The organism is Citrobacter amalonaticus (assembly GCF_018323885.1).
GTDB classification, from domain to species: Bacteria; Pseudomonadota; Gammaproteobacteria; order Enterobacterales; family Enterobacteriaceae; genus Citrobacter_A; species Citrobacter_A amalonaticus.
This window is the reverse complement of the sequence record NZ_AP024585.1, coordinates 1877563-1897837: the sequence shown is the minus strand read 5'-3', so window position 1 is coordinate 1897837 and position 20275 is coordinate 1877563. Positions and strand designations below refer to the sequence as shown.

Below are 20275 nucleotides of genomic sequence, written 5' to 3'. Positions count from 1 at the left end.
TCATTAAGTCACAGCACGGAGCATCATTTCGATACTTAGCCCCAGCAGACAAAACAGAAAGCAACGTTTAAAGACAACGGGTGAGATGACCCGTCGGATACGAGTGCCTGCCCACTGGCCGAGCAGCGCCGGAACGATGGCGAATGCCGATAAGCTCAGCGACTGCACGGGGAGCGCGTCGTGCCACCACAGACCCAGTGCTAACGCCAGCGTGGAAAAGGTAAAAGAGATACCGAGCGCCTGAACCAGTTCATCCTTCTCAAAGCCCAGCGACTGGATCCACGGCACCGCCGGCATCACAAAGACGCCCGTTCCGCCGGTCAACAAGCCGGTAGCGAATCCGACAACCAGTGAGAGCGGTTTTTCACGCCGCGGTGCGATCGCAATTCGTTTTCCCGCCAGGGTCCAGAGCGCATACACCATCAGCGCCAGCCCGAGCGCAAACTGTGTGCGGGAAGTCTCGCCACCGGTGATCCAGACGCTGGCCAACAGTGTGGCAATCACCACCGTTAGCAGCATAGGCCAGAGTCGCTTCAGCAACATCCGGGTATTTCCACCGCCGCCAAACTGAAACAGATTGCTGATAAGCGAAGGTAACAACAGCATAGCCGCCGCCGCAACCGGAGAGATCAGCGAGCCGAGGATCCCCATTGCCACAGTAGGCAGCCCCATGCCGGTGACGCCTTTCACCATCCCAGCAAGAACAAAGGTTAAGGCAATCATCACAACCTGGTCGGGGTCGAATGCAAAAAGAAGGGTCATGCTTCAGCGTCCTGTAAGGAGAAGATGACCTATCCTGAATGCTTGCGACGATGCTTGCTTCGTCAGCGAACGAAATGTGGTTTCCGCTATTCAGAGATAATGACTTCATGGCGGATGTTACGCGCGCAGTAGGCTGTCCCGTCTTTGAGATACAGTTCCTGAAAACGGCTGTTATCCATCGGTTGTTGCAGTCGCGTACGCTCGGTATCGACAAACTCTTTTTGCACGCGGTAATGCACCGCATCCTGTGTTTCGAACGCGATAAACTCGCGGGTGGCATAGGGCTTATGTTTCAGTTTGACATAGACGATGTACTGCACCGTGCTGAACGTAAGCCCGGTTCGCACGGCAATCTCCTTCATGGTCAGCGGTTCATCGGATTCATACAATGCCTGAACCTGTTGAATTCTCTTCTGGCTATACGCCGACACACGCAAACTGAGTTTCAGCCGGTAAGCCATATTGCGCACCACCGTCACATTGGTGCACAGCATCTGCGCAATGTGTTGCGTCGAGAGGACGCCCGCGTTTTCACGCAGGAGAGCCAGGCTCTCGTCGTTCCAGATAAATGCCATCAGCGGTATCCCTCCACCGAAAACTTATTGCCCCGCGAGACGGGCGAACGTGGCGGCTAATTCCGCCGGTTTACGCATTCCCTGATGCCACTCCAGCACCCGGCCTTGTGGATCAATCAGGACCGAGGTCGGTGTGCCGATGACCTGGTATCGTTCCTGAGTGATTTTCATCTGATCGCGAAGGACCGGATACGACACCTGGTGCTTCGCCAGTAGCGCATCCAGGTTGACCGTACCCGGATCGGTATTCACCGCCACCACTACCACGCTATCGCCCCATTTCTGGCTGAGCGTTTCCAGCGAATCCATCTCCGCCAGACAACCACCGCAGCCTGCCGACCAGAAATTGAGGTAGATGGATTTTCCCTGCCAGCGATCCAGTCCGGACTCCTGGCCTTGTAAATCGAAGGCCGCCAGCGCCGGAGCCGTTTCGCCGACAGCCAGCTTTTCCTCTTTACAGCCACTGAGCAATACCGCCAGTGAGAGAATGAAAACGTTAAGCCAGCGCATGTTGCATCGCCTCCTCTCCCAGATACTTTCCGTGTTGCAGACGCAAAATGCGATCGGCAAACTGCCCAAGCGCCGGGTTATGCGTCACCATGACTATCGTGCGCCCCTGGCGGTGCAAATCGGTAAGCAAATCCAACACCCGCTGTTCATTCTCTTCATCGAGGTTACCTGTCGGTTCATCCGCGAAAATGACCGGCGGCTCATTCACCAGCGCCCGCGCAATACAGACACGCTGCTGCTCCCCACCGGAAAGCTGGCTGGGTAAATGGGTGACGCGGTGCCCAAGGCCGACCTGTTCCAGTACTTTTCTGGCTGCTGCCTCGTCCACCACGCTGTGGTAGTGCTGCGCCAGCATGATATTTTCCAGCGCGGTTAAAAAGGGAATGAGATGGAATTGCTGGAACACCAGGCCAATCTTCTCGGCGCGAAAACGACGCCGTCCCTCTTCATCCAGCGCGGCGGCGTCCGTACCCTCAAGAAACACCTGACCTTCCGTTGCGGTATCCAGACAGGTGAGGATGTTCATCAGCGTCGTTTTCCCGGAGCCGGAGGCCCCCATGATGGCGACAAACTCCCCTTGCGTAATTCGCAGGTTAATATCATCCAGGGCGGTAACGTCGCCAAACCGTTTATAGAGGTGACGTGTTTCGATCGCCACCTGTGGAATCTGCGTCACGGACATGGCGCTACTCTCCTTTCAGCACGTTAGCGGGTTCGACGCTGACCGCACGCCGTACCGGAACAATCGCCGCCAGAATGGCGACCAGTAAAGACAATACGAGGGTGATGGGCAGCACCGGCAGACGCAGCGAGATCGCCGCGTTGAATACCGTCAGTCCCAACAGTTGCGCCAGCAAATACCCCAACAACCAGCCGCACACTACGGCCGCAAGGGCGATAATGCAGGTTTCCAGCAAGATTTGCCGTACGATGTCGCCATTGCTGGCACCCAGCGCTTTTTGCAGAGCGAACTCGCGGGCACGCTCGCCGACTATCGCCATCAGGGTGGTATTCACGCACAGGGAAGAGAGCGCCAGAATCACCAGCGATACCAGTCCCATCAGCCCTTTGATCTTATCCAGCACCTGTCCTTCTGAGGCGGAGACTTTACGCACCGGGCGAATCTCCAGATCCGGATACTGGCTTTGCAACCGGCTGGCATAGCGATCAACCTGGCCAACATCATTACTGACGCTCAACAGGCCGTGGCTGATTTTCCCCGGCTGATGCAGCCAGGCTTGCGCCACGTCGAGGCTGACGATCAGCATGTTGTCCGTGGCGTCACCGGCTTCGACAATGCCTTTAATCTGCAGGTTTTTCCGCTGGTTATGATCGACCAGCGTGACGTTATCGCCGGGCTGAACGTTGAGGCGCTCCGCCAGCTTGACGCCAATCATCGCGTTGCGATCGTCGAAGCTGACGCCAATCCAGCTCCCCTGAACCTGCCAGTAAGGCACCAGTTTTTGCAACGATTCAAACCAGACGCCGACGATCACCACTTTTTCCAGTTCGGTACGCGCCATGCCGTATAACCACGGACTGGCACCGTGAACCAGCCCCGCTGGCGCATCATCCAGAAGGGTCTGTAGCTCCCGCTGTGGCATACTCGCGCCGTGCCCCGGCCCGATGTAGAAGTTGGCGCCGAAGGTGCGTAACTCTTCACTCATTTTAGTATTGATGTCGAACCATACCGCGCTCAGCGCCGTCACGATGGTCGCCCCCACCATCAGCGCGGCAAAAACCACGCTGACCCGCTGAAAACGCAGGCGCAGCGCCCGCCACACCAGCAGCCAGAGCATTGTCCGTTTAGCGGCCATACAGCACCTCCACGGGATACAGTCGCGCAATGCGCCGCGCCGGGAACCAGGTTCCGATCAGGGCAATCAATATCGCAACCACCAGTACACACGGCACCACAATCCACGCGAATTCAAGCGGTGCGTCGAACAGCATCACGCCAATCGCTTTCGCCAGCCCCCATCCGGCAACGCATCCCAGCGCCCCGCCAGCCAGCCCACTGGAAGCGGCTTCGAGGTAGAACAGCAGCATGATCTGCCACTGACGCGCGCCAAGCGCCTTCATCAGACCGATCTCTTTGGCGCGTTCCATAATGGTGCTGGTCATCAGCGAGGCGATCCCCATTGCCGATGCCGCCAGCGCGGCAATCGTCACCACCGCCATCAGCAACTGAATTTTGTCAATCACCACCCCTTCAGAGGCGGCGACTTGCCAGACCGGGCGCACCTCCGCCCCGGAGATCGCCTCCTCCAGTTGGTGGGCGATAGAAGAAACATAAGCAGTGCAGTACCAGAGGTCGTACTCTTCCGCATTAAGCGCATCCAGATTTTCCCGCGCGCGACGTGAAAGCTCATTTTCCGGTACCGTCAGCGCCGAAACACGAATGGCCTGCACCTTGCCGGGCAACCCCAATAGCGTCTGCGCTATCGCGAGCGGCATCACCAGTTGGTTATCTTCCTCGCCGCCGCTGGATAGGATCCCGCTGACGGTGACAGGCACTGTTGTATCCGCGTTGTTTAATACCAGCGTATCACCCGCTTTCCATCCTGTTTGTCGCGCCAGCGCATGCCCCACGAGCGTTTGCGGTGGACTGTTCTCGCCTTCCTGCGGCCAGTCGCCGGTCACCTGCCAGAACGGGCTAACCGTTTTCTGTCCGGTTTCATATCCCTCTTCATCCGGAATATCGGCCAGCTGGCTGAAGAACGTCCCGAGAATGCGCACCGTGTTATCGTTCACGGTGACTTCACCGCCCAGCATCGGCGCAAAACCGACAATGTTATTGCGCCAGAAAATATCTTTGATATTCGGCAATTCAGCTTCATCAAGGAAATCCTGCCCAGAGAGCGGATTACTGCTTTCGCTAAACAGCGCAGGCAATGCCGCTTGTCCGGCAGGCTCAATCAGGATGTTTGCGCCGTAGGATTTGAGCTCCCTCGACATTTTGTCACCGATATCGATCGACACCGCCAGCAGCGCCGAGATCAGGCTGGCTGCAAGAAAGACCGTGATAATCGCCAGCCCTTTACGCCGCAGGTTGCGTCCCCAGGATTGTCGTAACATTCGCCACAGCATCGTTACTCCTCCCTCAGTTCAGCAGGAACAAACTGTTCCGGCGTTTGACGAAAACGGTCATAGTTCTCTTCGGAGGAAAAGAACCAGGTCTTACCGCCGTAGCTGTACTTGAAGTCCGCCGAGGTATTGGTCAGCGTTGAACCATCAACCGGATCGGTCACCTGAATGGTCATCACCGTCGAGAAGTAGTTCACGCCAGCGGCCAGTTCTTTACCGGGGATCACTAACTCTTTTTCATCGTTGTGCCAGTTTTCAATCGGTACCGGATTGCAACCGCCGGGTTTGCCAATGGAAGGGATAAAAATATGTACCCCACAGGCGACGCAAATGACCTGATTGCCTTCCATCACATAGCCCTGATCGCCGCACAATAGACAGGCATCAAACACCACGCCAAAGCGCAGTTTGTCGGGATAACGGTTGATGATGAAAAAGCGCACGGCTTTGCCATCGTCAGCCACCCAGACAAAGCGATGCAACTTACCGTCCCGCAGTTGTTCAACCGGCAGATGGACACTGCCGTCGCTGGCGAGCGTTACCGGGATGGCTTGCGAAAGCTGCGGCGGCTGAGACGCGACGTTGTCCCACCACAGTTGCCCGGCAATCACTACCACGGCACAGCCGAGGGTGACCAGCCAAAGCCGTAGCGCATTACGCCGCTGCGCCAGCGCCAGGCGATGTGCAATCGGTTCTTCTGTTGCCCGCGTCTGACGATGGGCGCTCAGCAACGACGGCAGCCAGCACAGCGCCAGGAGCAGCAGTAATCCCACCGCCATCCAGTTATAGGCTGGCGCATTATTGGTCACTTTCGCCACAAAGCTCAGCAGCGATTTCGCCAGCGGCAGTACCTGTAGCTTCATCAACAGCAACAGCAAATTACCGCTTAACGGCAGCCACAGCATGACCAGCAGAATGAGGGTGAATGGCCAGTACAGCACGCGGATTCGGCGCAGCAGCATGGCGCAAAGCACGCCAGCCAGACAAAGGATCGCGAAGGCGAGCACCACTGCCGTCAAATTCAGCAGCAGTTCAGTATTCAGGACATGCGTGCTGGTTAAGCCACCGAGATTCGGATCGAGCGCCCAGTGACGCGCTGCGCCAAAGACCAGAATCCCTTGCCACAAATAGCGCACACGGTTTCCCGCCCACCAGAAGCTGAGCACAAACAGCAACGTGACCATCACTTCCGTTCCGACCAGTAACAGCTGTACCGGTTGTGAACCGCGCAGCGTCAGTCCTGCCAGCACGCCGGCCGCCAGACCAATAAGCAGCGTCCAGCCCAGAGGGCGTAAGGAAGGGGGATCGTTTCGACTCCAGAGAACGCCGGAGAGTAACGCGATGCAGAAAAAGACCTGTAACGTGGTGACGAAAAAGTAACTCATGACATCGACTCAGAACAGCGGATTGACTCGGCCGGGATGAGTTAGCATCCCGGCGCATCGGTTTTCTTAGTTCAGACCGACGTATTTAAATTCGTAGCTCACATCAAACGGTTTCCACCAGCGACCGACACCAGTGTCACTGTCGGTGTGACGGTGCATCCCCGCTTTTGACGGCGGTTCAATGTGGTAAGTCACTTTGTAGTTGCCCACGCCCATCATCTTGACGTTCGCGCCATAGTGAGGGCCATCGCTGGCGACCATCGGCATAAACGTTCCTTCCTGTTTTTCACCGGTATCGCTGTTGACCAGGGTGTAGCTGATGGTCAGATAAGGGATCCACTCTCCTGCGCCAAAGCCGTTTTTGCTGCCTTCGACCGCGTGAATATCCGCCTCAAGGTGAATATCGGCTTTGGCTGCCGGTAAGCCCATGCCGCGCGGCTCCATATCAATCGGCTGCAGATAAACGGCGGCCAGCTCCATTTCATTCATCACGACAGGCTCGCCCGCCGGGTACTCTTTAAAGGCGAACGCTGCCGGTGCGGTGAAAATTCCGGCCATCACTGCGCTGGCAATCAGGGTTTTCTTCATGGTCATCAGACATATCCTCTCGTCTAAAATCACAACTACAGAGTGTTTTTTATTGTTTCCCCAGGAACGGCGCTTTTTCGCCGCATAACCCACAGCGCAACCAGCGCAGCGAGCAGCAATACGGCCTGCGGTAACAGCGTTTCCACATAGGGATAAATCCCCAGCCAGCTGATTTCCGGGAAACCGTTAATCAACGTTGGCTGGAACAGTTTGCCTTCCACCAGCTCCAGTACACCTTTGCCCGCAAACACGAAGGCCATCAGGTACATGAAACTGCCGGTAAACATAAAGAAGGGTTTCAGCGGCAAACGCACCACCGAATAACGCATGACCAGCCACGCCGCCAGTAACACGACACAGCCAATAACAAAGCCCGCGCCAATCGCCATGTGTCCGGCGACATCTTTGGCATCGCCGATCAGGGCGTAGTAGAACAGAACCGTTTCGGCGCCTTCGCGATAGACCGCGAGGAAACTAGTCAGCCAAAGCCCCACCAGCGACCCTGTCGTCAGCGAGTGGGACAGCTTGCCTTCCAGCCAGGCCTTCCAGTGTCGGGCTTCCACTTTGGACAGCAGCCAGTAGCTCATGAAGAACAGCATCACGACTGCAATCAACATCGTGATGCCTTCCAGCAGTTCCCGACTGGCGCCCGAGTTGGTGAACAGCAACTGGAAAATCACTGCGGTGATTACGCTGGCGACCAGGGCTACGATCACTGACTGGCGAATCAGCGGCAGCTTATCCTGATGATTGTTTTTCACCATGTAGGCGACAATCGCCGCCACGATCAGCAGGGCTTCCAACCCTTCACGGACGATGATCATCAGGCTGTAAAGCAGCAGACTCCATTGCGTCTCTTCTCCTTCGCCAAGCATCGTCACCGCTTTTTGCAGATCCTGCTCGAGCGCGCTCGCTTCTGACTGGAGTCTTTCTGCCGGTTGACCAGCCTTCATCAAGCTGACCAGACGGGTGAAGTAGGCTTCCAGCGTGGTTTTGAACGCCGAATCACGGGAGCCGATTTTGTTTTCCATGCCGCTGGCTTCGAAGCGATCGAAATAGCTGTCCTGAACATCCAGAATGGCATTCTGCGTCTCGCCGCGTTGATACCGCGCAATAGCGTCCTGAATGCTCTGATTGATTCCGCCCGCCACTTCACCCCAGTTTGTCCGCGTACTCTCCTCCGCCGCCGGACCGTTGTCTGCGGTTTGTGGGGCTGCAATCAGCTGATCGTCGCGGGTTGTCGGTAAGCCTGGCAGAATATCCTCAATATCCTGTAAGAGCGTGGTGACCTGATAAGAGACGTCGTTGAGGCGATCGGGTTGAGCGGCAAGTGCAATCAGCGCGGAAAACTGTTGGTTGATGGCTGCGGCATCTTTGGCTGAGCGATTCTGCCTGACCGACATTTCCATCTCAGAGTTTTTGAATCCCTGATAGTGCGCCTGCTGGACATGCTGACTGGCCGTAGCGTAGTTCCCGGCCTGATAGTCATTCACCGCCTGGGCCAGCAGATCGTCGATAATACGGACGCTCTCTTGCCAGTGAACAGCGATATCCGTTCGGGTGAGCGCGCTGTGCTGCTCTTCCGCCACCAGTCGGTGTCCGCCGTCCAGCACCGGTTCGACTTCTCGTAGCGATGCCTTCAGCCAGTCGATTTTCGACTGCACATCAGCGAGCGGTTTTTTCTCGCCAATCATCCGCCGGATTTCACCGAAGGCGCTCTCCATTTCGTAACTTTTACTGGCGGAGATGTTGATGCGGATGGGGCCTTCGAGATTTTCAAACACCTCAAAGTAGGCCATTTGTACCGTGCGGCGCGCCTCATCGGTGCGCTGTTGAGAATAAAGTTCTGCTGTTTTATCAAGGCGTTGCTCAATATCCTCAATAAACGGAGCATAGTTTGTCGCGGCCCATACGCTAACGCTTATGAGCAGACTGAAGAGAGTTACCAGCAGTGAGAGGCAAAACTTACGCACGATACGCACCAAATAACACAAATGATAATTATTATCATTATCGATTTTTGCTGGCGTTGTACATGACCTGGATCATAAAAATGTCAACGGGTGACAAGTTATGTAAATTTATTTCATTGATATGTGATGGAGGGCGAAATCTGACGGCGGGTAATATACGCCCCCGACCGTCAGGAATTAAATGTTACGTTGCGTAAATCCGTAAAAAATGAGTGATACTGCGCCTACAGGCTTAAAGTAAATTATCCGCAGGTACACTTAATTCAGCGATACAACATCTCCGGGTCTTGTTTCAGTCGCTGCAAAAATGGGCCATAACCCTGCTCACTGATCCAGTAGTTAATACTCTTTTCAACGCCCGTTGACGTCAGCGTCGCACCAGAAATACCATCAACGGTATATTCATTATACTTCCCTGATTTCTCCTGAACTATTTTCAACGCCGGCGTTCCATTATCATCAGCCACCTTTTTTCCCGGCCATTGTTGACGCCAGCTTTCATCTTTCACTCTGGCCCCCAGAAATGGCGTCTCCCGCTGCTGATAATAATACAGATTGTTCACCGTACGACCGTCCAGTCCCAAAGAGAGAAATGCATGCATCATCGATTTCGCTCCTTTGCCCGAAACAGGAATGATAACCTGCTGAATCTTATTATACTTATCTTTTACCAGATAAACTTCCGCCAGCGAACAGCGTTGACGAATCTGTGCAGGGTCCTGCTCCGGAGCGAGTTTTTTACATCCTTGTGCGGCCGTTTTATCCGTCACCCACTCGCCGGAATCGAGATTCACCGTGCGCACGATAATCGCACGCTGATATAAACTCTCAATCGGTTTTTTATCCTGAGCATCCGTCTTAAGTAAGCCCGCAGCCTGTAAAACAGCAGTTTTTTTTTCTTCTTCCGTCGGCGCCGTCATTTCCCCCTGAAACAACATAAACCAGGCGATCGCAATTAGAAAAATAAGAACACAAAGCACCATCATTGATGCAATAATAACTTTACCCTTGCGCATTTATTTATAATCCCTGTAAGCATTAACATCGTTATATCGCTATATGATATGCCATTACTCCTTGTCATTTGCAATGATAAAAACCGCGAAAATATAGATTCAACCCGTTTACTTTCTGCCTTAAATATTTAAATCACATAGTGTTACGGCTATTTTATGGTGTAAAAAAACCGGGTTTCCCCGGTTTTGACTCAACTGATTTTCGCCCACCCTAGCCGCAGGCGCATCCCCCAGTAGCTGGTCCAGCCGCTGGTCGTAGAAACCACCTGCCCTTTTGACAACACAATCAGCGTGGGGGTGACGCTGATATCCCAACTTCGGGAAAGTGCGCCATTAGCATCGTTGACCACGGGAAAAGAGATCCCTTTACGCGCCAGCCAGCGCGCAATCGTCTGTTCATCTCCCGAACGCAGCGCGATGGTCAGCACCTTCTCCCCTTGTGCCTGCAAGCGGGCAACGTCCGGTGTGGTATAGCGGCAAACGCCACACCAGGTGGCCCAAAAATAGATGAGTAGCGGCTCTTCCTCACTTAATGCCGCCAGCGTTACCCGTTCGCCATCCAGCGTGTAAAGCGGTGTACTGTCGAAAGCCGTTGGTGCCTGTGGCGCGCGCCAGGCATCCATTAGCCACATTCCACCAGCCAACAGGAGCAAAAAAAACACACCTTCGCGCAGCCATCTCCGCAACTTACTGACCATTTGCCACCGCCAGTTTTTCTTTAACAACTTCTTCAAGCACCTCCCAGGAGACGGCCCCCGGGATCAGCTCATCACCAACGATCGTCGCGGGTGTTCCCTGAACGCCGACGAGTCGCGCCAGTTGCAGATTGGTACGTAGCGTTTCATTGCTTTTTTCATCCAGTATGACCGGGCTGGCCGCCGATTTTTCCTGCGCCTGTTTAATGCTGACGTCAGTGTGGTATCCCTTCTTTTGCATCAGCTTTACATGCAGTGCGAGGAACTGCTGTGGATGCTCACGCCAGGTGGTGAGCGCCGTCCGCGCAGAGAGCACCGAGCTTTCGCCTTTAAACGGCAGCGGTTTGATAATCACCGCCACGTCAGGGTATTTCGCCACCAGTTTTTCCAGCAGCGGATCAAGCTGTTTGCAGTACGGACAGTTGTAGTCGGTAAAATTCACCAGCGTCAGTTTTGCCTGTTTTGCGCCAAATCGCGGACTGGCCGGATCGTTAAACAACGCCTCCTGAATGAGGGCTTCGATCTGTTTTTCTTGCTCCGGGGTAAACGGCGCGACATCTTTGGCATGGCTGAACGCGCTGAACGCGCTGAACAGGGTTAATAACAGGATGATCAGGGATTTCATGGCGTTTCTCCTTTCGCTTTAGCCAGTGTTTCTAACAGACCGTCGCGCGTTAATAACGTCGGCAGCGCCTGACCTTTCGGTAAGCCGGGACCATAGATTTGGTTATACGGTACGGCAACCTGGCCGCGTGATTTCAGAAACGCCGTAATGTCATCAGACGGCAGCGTCCAGTCGCCGCGCAGGGCCACGACATCCGGTTGCTGTAGCGCCGCCTGCACCGCGTCGGTGTTCAGCACGTTATATTTATTGACCTTGCAGGTAATGCACCAGTCGGCGGTCACATCGATAAATACGCGCTTATTTTGCGCAAGCGCGTCGGTGATCGCCTGCTCGCTAAGCGGCTGCCAGCGGACACTCTCTTTCGCCGCACTTTGGGAGGTAAAACCCAGATGAGGCAAAAGTAGCGTTGCCAGCCAGAGTGCAGAACCGAGCATCATTAAGCCGAGCAAGCGTCGCAGTCCGTTCATCCAGCGTCCCGGTCGCGGCAGACGAAGCGCCAGCCCCGGACGCAGGGCGACCAGCAACCACGGCAGACTCATCCCAACGCCGAGGGCGAAGAAAAGCCCCCACAGCACGGGCAGCGATGCCGTCAGCGCCACCGCCACGGCTGTACCGAGAAACGGTGCGCTGCACGGTGTCGCCAGCAGCGTGGCAAACGCGCCCTGCCAGAAATGTCCCGCCAAGCCGTTACCACCGTAAGTCGCGAGTCGGGTGGTCATTGATGACGGCAGGCGAAATTCAAACAGGCCGAACAGACTGGCGCTGAAGGTCAGCATCACCAGCACCATCGCGCCAATAAACCACGGATTCTGGAACTGGATACCCCAACCGAGCGCCTGATTGCTCAGTCGTAGCACAGTCATCAGTAATGCCAGCGCCATGAAGGAGATCAAAATCCCCCCGACCGACGCGAGGAACTGCCGTCGTATCTGGTGGCGGTTTTTCTCCTCAACGAGCAAAATCGAACCCAGCTTCATCCCCAGCACCGGCAATACGCAAGGCATCAGATTAAGGATCACGCCTCCCATCAGCGCCATAAGAACCACCTGCCAGAGCGAGAGTCTGGCGGATTCTGTCACCGGCGCATCACCCACGATAAGCTGGCTCTCCTGCGCCACACCGTTATCCGCCAGCACCAGCGTGAGCGATTTACCGCGTAAATTCGGCGCCCCTTCCCCCCAGCTATCGTGAACCGGCACCGTCGCGTGCAGTCTGTCGCCATCGACCCGGATCAGCGGTTTAGCAAAATCCGTGTCCTCTACGCTATCGAGGAACAGCTCGGGTGCGGTCCAGCCACCGCGGCGCTGCGCCTCGATCACCAACTCGCCGTCACGCGCACCAGCGATCAGGGTTTGAGTCAGACCCTGCGCCAAGGGCACACGTCCCATCGCCTGAGCATAATCATGCGCAAATCCGGCATCCTGTTGAGAGGCCGTAAGCGAAAACGGGTAGTCGGTCAGCAGACACACGTTGCTACAGGTAGAGAGCGTCAGCACACCGGCAATGCGGTCGGGAGTGTGTCCCCGGACGGCCAGCGGAAACGTGACCTGTTGGTGATAGCCCTGGGTGGTCATACCGGCGACGTCAAAACGGTCCGGTGTCGGCCAGAACCAGTCCACCACGGGCATCTCTCCTTGCCAGGCAATGGCAGGCGCAACGCCGCCTTCCCCCGGCGAACGCCAGTACGTCTTCCAGCCGTTTTCCAGTTTGACGTCGATCAGCAGACGGGTTTCTCCCTGTGCTGACGTATCGGCGCGCAGTCGTACGCTGGCATGATCGTTCTGCGGGGAACGCAGCCAGCCGCTCTCTGCCGCCCACGATGCGGGCAGCCAGAGTAATAACAGGCAGATCAGTCCCTGCCTGAAGGCATACATCATAATTTTTCTCCATGAATGATTAACTTACTGTACGAAACAGCCAGTCTGTCATTCGCGGAAAACGCAGAATCTGAGATGGACCCGAAGTCTGGGGGGAGAAATAACGCGTTGTGGGAAGAACGGTAAGCGTACCGTCCTGAACGGCGTTAACAAGGCAAGGAGTAAACAGAGCGCGAGGATCGCGCCTTCAAAAACGACCGGTGGCGCGGCAAGCAGCGATTTCGCACTGAGCTCGCACGGGGTCACGGGAGATGCTTCCTCTGTCACGGACGTCGGCGACGCCGTCGCCGCGATCGCGGTGGTCTCCATCTGCAACGCATGCAGGCCCGCCATGCGCTGCGCGGTACAGACCATCACCACGACACATGCCAGGCAGAGGAACCACCATCCCATCCGTTGACGTTTCGCCATCACACCCTCACTCATTGACGCGAGTTATCTTAGCGGCTGGCGTGTTTTACGCAACCTCTGGGCTGTAAAGATATGTTGTTTCGCTGGTTGGCATTCATCCTCGACAGGATTACCCTACACTTATCGATGACACCTTTTAAGGGATCCCTTTAGCCTGTATTGATTAACCCGAGAGAACGCTATGGAATTAAAGGATTATTACGCCATCATGGGCGTGAAACCGACGGACGATCTCAAGACTATCAAGACCGCTTACCGCCGACTGGCCCGCAAATATCATCCCGATGTCAGTAAAGAACCCGATGCTGAAGCCCGCTTTAAAGAGGTCGCTGAAGCCTGGGAAGTGCTGAGCGATGAGCAGCGACGCGCGGAGTACGATCAGCTCTGGCAACACCGCAATGACCCGCAATTCAACCGTCAGTTCCAGCAGGGAGAGAACCAGAGTTACAACGCCGAAGACTTCGACGATATCTTCTCCTCTATTTTTGGTCAGCACGCGCGTCAGTCTCGCCAGCGCCATGCCAGCCGTGGACATGATATTGAAATTGAAGTCGCGGTTTTTCTTGAAGAAACACTCGCTGAACACAACCGAACCATTAGCTATAACCTGCCGGTCTACAATGCGTTTGGCATGATTGAACGTGAAATTCCAAAAACCCTGAATGTGAAAATTCCGGCGGGTGTCGGCAATGGTCAGCGTATTCGTCTGAAAGGCCAGGGGACGCCGGGTGAAAACGGTGGACCGAATGGCGATTTATGGCTGGTAATCCACATCGCGCCACATCCCCTGTTTGATATCGTTAACCAGGATCTGGAAATTGTGGTCCCGCTCGCCCCATGGGAAGCCGCGCTGGGCGCAAAGATTGCCGTCCCCACGCTGAAAGAGAGCATTCTGGTCACCATTCCCCCCGGCAGCCAGGCCGGACAACGTTTACGCATCAAAGGTAAAGGTCTGGTCAGTAAAAAACAGACCGGTGATTTGTATGTCGTGCTGAAGATCGTGATGCCGCCTAAACCGGATGAACGTGCGACTGCGCTGTGGCAGCAACTGGCAGAGGCACAGTCAGGATTTGATCCGCGCAAAGATTGGGGGAAAGCATAATGGCTAACGTCACCATCACTTTTACGGTTACCGAATTTTGCCTGCGCACCGGCGTGACGGAGGAAGACCTGAACGAGATCGTGGGTCTGGGCGTCATCGAACCTTACACCGAAACGGCGGACAGCTGGCAGTTCGACGATCATGCCGCCACTGTGGTACAGCGCGCCCTGCGGTTACGTGAAGAACTGGCGCTTGACTGGCCGGGGATCGCCGTGGCGCTCACGCTACTGGAAGAGAACGCACGTTTACGACAGGAAAACCGCCTGCTACGACAGCGGCTCGCGCGTTTTATGACTCATCCATAAATATTGGGCAGCGTAAGCTGCCTAATTATCAGGCAATGATATAAATCAACGCTGGCTCAACGGGATAGCCGTACGATAGTAGCATTCAAAATGCCATTTTATGGACGTCAGAAGGCAATGAGCGAAAAAAGCAGAAAGCGCTGGCAACGCCGCCCCGGAACAACGGGCGGTAAACTGCCATGGAACGACTGGCGTAATGCCTCTACCTGGCGCAAAGCTACGCAGTGGCTGCTGATGGCGATCAATATTTATATTGGCGTGACGTTTTACTACTGGGTGCGTTATTACGAAACCGGCGGCACCAGTCTGTACGTTTCCCGGCCTGGCGGCATTGAAGGTTGGCTGCCCATCGCAGGCTTGATGAACCTGCGCTATACGCTGGAAACCGGCATCCTTCCCCCTGTTCACGCCGCCGCCATGCTGCTGCTGGCCGCGTTTATGCTGGTAAGTCTGTTGCTCAAAAAGTCGTTCTGCTCGTGGCTGTGCCCGGTAGGTACGTTGTCTGAACTCATCGCCGATGTGGGTAAGAGATTGTTTGGTCGCAATTTTACGTTGCCCCGTTGGCTGGATATCCCTCTGCGCAGCCTGAAATATCTGCTGCTGGCCTTTTTTCTCTACATTTCGCTGTCAATGCCAGCGCAGGGCATTCAGTATTTTTTAATGTCGGCCTACGGGATTATTATCGATGTGAAGATGCTCGATTTCTTTCGCAATATCGGCACAATCACCCTGCTGAGCATCGCCCTTCTGGTGGTCATAAGCTTGTTCATTCGCAACGCGTGGTGCCGTTATCTGTGTCCCTATGGCGCCTTGCTCGGACTGCTTTCCCTGCTCTCACCATTCAAAATCCGCCGCAATGCGCAAAGCTGTATTGATTGCGGGAAATGTGCCAAAAACTGCCCGTCGCAAATCCCGGTGGATAAGCTGATTCAGGTGCGAACGGTTGAATGCACTGGCTGTATGACCTGTGTGGAATCCTGTCCGGTGGCTTCAACGCTGACATTTTCCCTGCGGACACCAACGGGAAACGCTGAAATACGGCGAGGAACATTATCGGGTATGGCGATGACGCTGCTGGTACTCGGCATAATGTTTGCCCTTATCGCATTCGCGATGCTAATGGACGTCTGGAACAGCCCAGTGCCGGATCACCTCTACTTCCGGTTGATCCCGGAAGCGAGAATGATTGGTCATTAATGGATACCGGATGGGGCATCTGCCGCCATCCGGATTTGCATCACTCGGCTTTATTATCCTCAGCGATGCCATCCTCAATAAAATCTTTATCGAGTTCTTCGGTATTCCCCGCGTGATCGCGCCCGGAAAGAATGTTCCAGCAGGCGATAAACAGCGCGGCAACGAGTGGACCAATGACGAAACCATTGATGCCATAAATCTCCATTCCGCCCACCGTGGTGATAAGAATCAGGTAATCAGGCATTTTGGTATCTTTGCCGACCAGAATGGGGCGCAGAATATTATCCACCAGCCCTACCACCACCACGAAGAAACCGACGATGAAAAAGCCCTGCCACAGTTGCTGCGTCGAAAAAAGATAAATGGCGGCTGGCACCCAGACGATCGCGGAACCCACTGCCGGGATCAGGGACAGAAACGCCATCAGCGCCCCCCACAGAATGCTGCCATCAATCCCCACAATGTAAAACGCAATTCCGCCCAACGTCCCCTGCACGATCGCCACCACAACCGTGCCTTTTACCGTCGCCCGGGAGACCGCCGCAAACTTTGCAAACAGATGTTGCTTAACGAAATTCGACAACGGTAGCGAGTCGAGGATCTGCCGAACCAGAAACGGGCCATCCTTGAGCAGGAAAAAGAGCAGGTAGAGCATGATGCCGAAACTGATCGCGAAACCAAAGGTGCCTTTGCCAATCAGGAAGGCGCTCCCGGCCAGATATTGCCCGCCCTTTAGCACCACATCCGACAGCTTCTGCTGGATTTTTGCGGCGTTATCAAGGGAGTGATCGGCAAGAAACGAACGCGCCCACTCCGGCATATGCGCAAACAAGCTCGCCACCACTTCCGGGAACTGAGCGTCGTTATGCTGCAGCTTGGTGTACACCACATTCAGTTCAACGGCGAGTGATGAGAGGATCAGCATTAACGGGATGAATACGATCAGGCAGATGATACCCAGCGTCAGCAGAGACGCTACCCCGTTACGCTCCCCTAACGCCGAACGCAGCCTATTTTTTACCGGGTAGAAGATAACCGTCAGAATCGCAGCCCATAAAATGGCGGAAAAGTATGGCGACAGCACGTCGAAGAAAGCCCATGTCACCATGGCGAGAAGAAAGAGGAAAAACCCTTTATTCAGTCCGTTAAAACGCATTAGAGGATCCTGTAAACAAAGAAACTCTGTGGACTATAGGACTGATTGCGGATTTTACAAAGCCGACAAGACGAAAACCGCCAGCCAATACTTCACATTCAAAATGTGATAGTGCTTATTGTTTCACCAAAAGGGTTGGCATTTCGCTCAAGGGTTGCTGAATGCGGCACACACGAAGGGAGTGCCGCTGTCTCCCCGTCTTTCTTGAATACACCTGTTTCGCCTCTCTGGACGGACGCCAGGTCAGTTTAGGGAAGCGTCTGCAACCGTCTGCCAGCAGGATGACCTATGGCAGACGTCGCGCGTTACTGATAACGCGCCACCAGGTCCTTAACCATTGCGGCATACGTTTGTTGCTTAAGTTGCACAATCTGCTGTTCCGTCACCGTCTCTACGGATGCCTTCTGTCCAGGCTGCGGGGTTAGTATTTTGGTCTCATAATTAAACGGTGACCAGGTCGCCCAATCGCCACTCGCGACATCCACCAGCGTGAAACGCACCAGATAGCGTAGCGATGTGCTGTCAGGCTGTTTCCCTGCTTTAAAATCCGACCAGACCATGCTTTTGGTCGCGGCATCAAATCTACCGGACTGCAACGTCTCCTGATAAACGATAATCGCTTTCTGATGCCCTTTCGCCGCAATGTAGCGTAGCGCCTGCATCCAGTTGGTATTCTCAGCAACCGCCGCGTCCTGGTTCTCGTCTTTGATTTTGTCTTTATTACAGATCGCTTTTTTTTGCCTGTCCGGAATGCCGGAAAACGTCGCAACCGTGTAATAGCGGCTCATTTCCTGCTGCATGACCGTCTCTGGCGCCCGATTGCCAGACTGTACCAGAATGACGGGTGAGTTCAGCGGTACGCGAAAATTGTCTTCTGCCAGTGCCGCCTGAATATCGTCTTCAGAGATCGCCAGCGTGGTTTCATTACCAAAAATATCTTTGTCCGTCAGCCAGGAGGGTGACGTCGTATTTCGGCCAGAACTCTCCACCTGCGATGTGGTTTTCTTCGCATCAATGGGGGAATGCGTGACACAACCCAACAAAATAGAGAGGGTTACACATGACAATATTACTGACCTGAAATCCATTTTACCCGGTTCCTTATCTAATCCGATATATTCCTGCATAGCAAAAATAATTATATACCTGAAGGAGCTCACCACAAAACAGGATTTACCCTTTTTCAATCATTCATAAAATAAATATTTATAAATCTTTTATAGATTCCGTTTTTATATTGTTGAGAATATATGCAGATTCGCCTAATGACTCAATCGACACTCACTCCATTATTAAAACCAGAAAAGCATGCCTCTCCTTTCTAAATTATCTCCTACCCCGTTGAATTAGATAAAAATAATCATCCAAAAAATAATGCGATACGGATGTCATATCAAAAAAAGGTGATATTTCACTTTGCCCGAATCACGAAAGTCACTGATAATGCGCCCGTTCGTCTCTTCAAAATGGCGGTATATCCCCTATGCTACATTTATTTTCTGGTCTGGATTTATATACCGGCTTGATGCTTTTACTTGCGCTGGTCTTTGTCCTGTTTTACGAAGCCATAAACGGATTTCACGACACCGCCAATGCGGTCGCGACCGTCATTTATACCCGAGCCATGCAACCCCATCTGGCAGTGATGATGGCGGCGGTTTTCAACTTCTTTGGCGTCCTGCTGGGCGGACTCAGCGTTGCCTATGCCATTGTGCATATGCTACCCACGGATTTACTGCTCAATATGGGGTCGTCACGTGGCCTCGCGATGATTTTTTCCCTGTTACTGGCGGCGATTATCTGGAACCTTGGAACCTGGTATTTCGGGTTACCGGCCTCCAGTTCTCATACCCTAATAGGCGCAATTATTGGGATTGGGCTCACCAACGCACTGATGAACGGGACTTCGGTAGTCGATGCGTTAAACATCCCGGCGGTGGTCAATATCTTTGCGTCGTTGATTGCGTCTCCCGTCGTCGGAATGGTGATCGCAGGCGGCCTGATCTTCCTGCTACGCCGCTACTGGAGCGGCACTAAAAAACGCGATCGCATCCACCGTCTTCCTGAAGAACGGAAAAAGAAAGGCGGTAAAAAGAAACCCCCATTCTGGACGCGTATTTCGCTCATCTCCTCAGCGGCGGGCGTGGCCTTCTCTCACGGCGCGAACGATGGTCAGAAAGGGATCGGCCTGGTGATGCTGGTACTGGTGGGGATTGCGCCTGCCGGTTTCGTGGTGAACATGAGCGCTTCAGGCTACGAAATCACCCGCACGCGTGATGCTGTCAGCAATCTTGAAATCTACTTTCAGCAGCACCCTGACGTGATAAAACAGGTAGTGGATAAGGCTCAACCGCTTACTGTACCGACAGCGAATTCCTCCTCAACCACCGAATTTCATTGCCATCCGGCGAATACGATGGATGCCCTGGGTCGCGTGAAAACACTGTTACCAGCAAACCTGGAGAGTTACGACACATTAAGCGTGCCGCAACGCGGTCAGTTACGACGCATCATGCTGTGTATCTCCGATACGGCAGATAAAGTGGCAAAACTAGCGGATATCAGTCGTAGCGACGTGCATCTGTTGAAAAAACTGAAAACCGACATGCTGAGCACCATTGAATATGCGCCGATCTGGATAATCATGGCGGTCGCGCTGGCGTTGGGCATGGGAACAATGATCGGTTGGCGGCGCGTGGCCACCACAATTGGCGAGAAGATTGGCAAAAAAGGGATGACCTATGCCCAGGGAATGTCCGCACAGATCACGGCGGCGATCTCCATTGGTCTTGCCAGCTATATCGGGATGCCGGTTTCTACTACGCATGTGCTCTCTTCCGCCGTCGCAGGAACGATGATCGTCGACGGCGGCGGATTACAGCGGAAAACCGTCACCAGCATCGCGATGGCCTGGGTATTCACGTTACCAGCGGCGATTTTGCTGTCCGGGTTTCTGTATTGGGCTTCCCTGCTACTTATCTAAATCAACTGCCGGCTTAGCGAAACGGAAT

The 20275-nt window shown here is 54.3% G+C and carries 20 protein-coding genes; 4 read left to right on the top strand and 16 right to left on the bottom strand.

The genetic code is table 11. The features are described from left to right. Positions 1 to 3: 3 nt before the first annotated feature. From KI228_RS08820 to KI228_RS08755, 14 genes are all read right to left on the bottom strand, one after another. The gene (locus tag KI228_RS08820; protein WP_043001048.1) at positions 4 to 762 is read right to left on the bottom strand and encodes a sulfite exporter TauE/SafE family protein; all 759 of its coding nucleotides are present in this window, start codon (positions 760 to 762) and stop codon (positions 4 to 6) included. A gap of 86 nt (positions 763 to 848) precedes the next feature. After that, a complete protein-coding gene (locus KI228_RS08815; RefSeq protein ID WP_044327672.1) occupies positions 849 to 1337 on the bottom strand; it encodes a MarR family transcriptional regulator in 489 nt (162 codons plus the stop codon). 24 nt (positions 1338 to 1361) lie between these two features. Beyond that, the gene (locus tag KI228_RS08810; RefSeq protein WP_043001050.1) at positions 1362 to 1847 is read right to left on the bottom strand and encodes a TlpA family protein disulfide reductase; all 486 of its coding nucleotides are present in this window, start codon (positions 1845 to 1847) and stop codon (positions 1362 to 1364) included. Next, entirely contained in the window at positions 1834 to 2529 is a 696-nt protein-coding gene (locus KI228_RS08805) for an ABC transporter ATP-binding protein (protein WP_043001051.1), read from the bottom strand. Before KI228_RS08805 ends, KI228_RS08810 begins: the two co-directional genes overlap by 14 nt. A 4-nt stretch (positions 2530 to 2533) precedes the next feature. Further along, entirely contained in the window at positions 2534 to 3664 is a 1131-nt protein-coding gene (locus KI228_RS08800; RefSeq protein WP_043001052.1) for an ABC transporter permease, read from the bottom strand. After that, positions 3654 to 4937: an ABC transporter permease gene (locus tag KI228_RS08795; RefSeq protein ID WP_061070256.1), complete on the bottom strand. Its 1284-nt coding sequence runs from the start codon at positions 4935 to 4937 to the stop codon at positions 3654 to 3656. Before KI228_RS08795 ends, KI228_RS08800 begins: the two co-directional genes overlap by 11 nt. Positions 4938 to 4939: 2 nt before the next feature. Further along, a complete protein-coding gene (locus KI228_RS08790; RefSeq protein WP_044264180.1) occupies positions 4940 to 6319 on the bottom strand; it encodes a Fe-S-containing protein in 1380 nt (459 codons plus the stop codon). A gap of 66 nt (positions 6320 to 6385) precedes the next feature. Beyond that, positions 6386 to 6913 (bottom strand): iron transporter, encoded by a 528-nt coding sequence (locus KI228_RS08785; RefSeq protein WP_042319779.1) that lies wholly within the window; start codon positions 6911 to 6913, stop codon positions 6386 to 6388. Positions 6914 to 6942: 29 nt separating this feature from the next. Beyond that, on the bottom strand, positions 6943 to 8880 hold the full coding sequence (locus tag KI228_RS08780) for an FTR1 family iron permease (RefSeq protein WP_054177336.1): 1938 nt from the start codon (positions 8878 to 8880) through the stop codon (positions 6943 to 6945). A 263-nt stretch (positions 8881 to 9143) separates the two neighbouring features. Then, positions 9144 to 9896 carry an NADH:ubiquinone reductase (Na(+)-transporting) subunit C gene (gene nqrC, locus KI228_RS08775; RefSeq protein WP_061070257.1) on the bottom strand — a complete coding sequence of 251 codons (753 nt, stop codon included), beginning with the start codon at positions 9894 to 9896 and terminating at the stop codon, positions 9144 to 9146. A gap of 191 nt (positions 9897 to 10087) precedes the next feature. Beyond that, a complete protein-coding gene (locus KI228_RS08770) occupies positions 10088 to 10594 on the bottom strand; it encodes a protein disulfide oxidoreductase (RefSeq protein WP_044258074.1) in 507 nt (168 codons plus the stop codon). Then, complete coding sequence (locus KI228_RS08765; RefSeq protein WP_061070258.1) at positions 10584 to 11216, bottom strand: DsbA family protein; 633 nt, start codon at positions 11214 to 11216, stop codon at positions 10584 to 10586. The genes KI228_RS08770 and KI228_RS08765 overlap by 11 nt, the downstream gene beginning before the upstream one ends. Beyond that, positions 11213 to 13093 (bottom strand): cytochrome c biogenesis protein CcdA, encoded by a 1881-nt coding sequence (locus tag KI228_RS08760; RefSeq protein ID WP_061070259.1) that lies wholly within the window; start codon positions 13091 to 13093, stop codon positions 11213 to 11215. The genes KI228_RS08765 and KI228_RS08760 overlap by 4 nt, the downstream gene beginning before the upstream one ends. 48 nt (positions 13094 to 13141) lie before the next feature. Then, a complete protein-coding gene (locus KI228_RS08755; RefSeq protein ID WP_043001957.1) occupies positions 13142 to 13504 on the bottom strand; it encodes a hypothetical protein in 363 nt (120 codons plus the stop codon). A gap of 181 nt (positions 13505 to 13685) precedes the next feature. Between KI228_RS08755 and cbpA the strand changes: the two genes are divergently transcribed. The 3 genes from cbpA to KI228_RS08740 all read left to right on the top strand — a co-directional run bounded on the left by cbpA (position 13686) and on the right by KI228_RS08740 (position 16108). Beyond that, positions 13686 to 14606 (top strand): curved DNA-binding protein, encoded by a 921-nt coding sequence (cbpA, locus tag KI228_RS08750; RefSeq protein ID WP_044258080.1) that lies wholly within the window; start codon positions 13686 to 13688, stop codon positions 14604 to 14606. Beyond that, the gene (gene cbpM, locus KI228_RS08745) at positions 14606 to 14911 is read left to right on the top strand and encodes a chaperone modulator CbpM (RefSeq protein WP_061070260.1); all 306 of its coding nucleotides are present in this window, start codon (positions 14606 to 14608) and stop codon (positions 14909 to 14911) included. Before cbpA ends, cbpM begins: the two co-directional genes overlap by 1 nt. 117 nt (positions 14912 to 15028) lie before the next feature. Beyond that, on the top strand, positions 15029 to 16108 hold the full coding sequence (locus KI228_RS08740) for a 4Fe-4S binding protein (protein ID WP_061070261.1): 1080 nt from the start codon (positions 15029 to 15031) through the stop codon (positions 16106 to 16108). A 40-nt stretch (positions 16109 to 16148) separates the two neighbouring features. Here the strand turns inward: KI228_RS08740 and KI228_RS08735 are convergent, their stop codons facing one another. Beyond that, positions 16149 to 17264, bottom strand: coding sequence for an AI-2E family transporter (locus KI228_RS08735; RefSeq protein ID WP_043001062.1), 1116 nt, complete (start codon positions 17262 to 17264; stop codon positions 16149 to 16151). Positions 17265 to 17569: 305 nt separating this feature from the next. Continuing rightward, positions 17570 to 18352: a lipoprotein YafT gene (locus KI228_RS08730; RefSeq protein WP_061070687.1), complete on the bottom strand. Its 783-nt coding sequence runs from the start codon at positions 18350 to 18352 to the stop codon at positions 17570 to 17572. Positions 18353 to 18747: 395 nt separating this feature from the next. On the opposite strand from KI228_RS08730, the gene pitA reads away from it, so the two are divergent. After that, positions 18748 to 20247, top strand: a complete 1500-nt coding sequence (pitA, locus tag KI228_RS08725; RefSeq protein WP_044264045.1) for an inorganic phosphate transporter PitA — start codon at positions 18748 to 18750, stop codon at positions 20245 to 20247. The last annotated feature ends 28 nt before the right edge of the window (positions 20248 to 20275 follow it).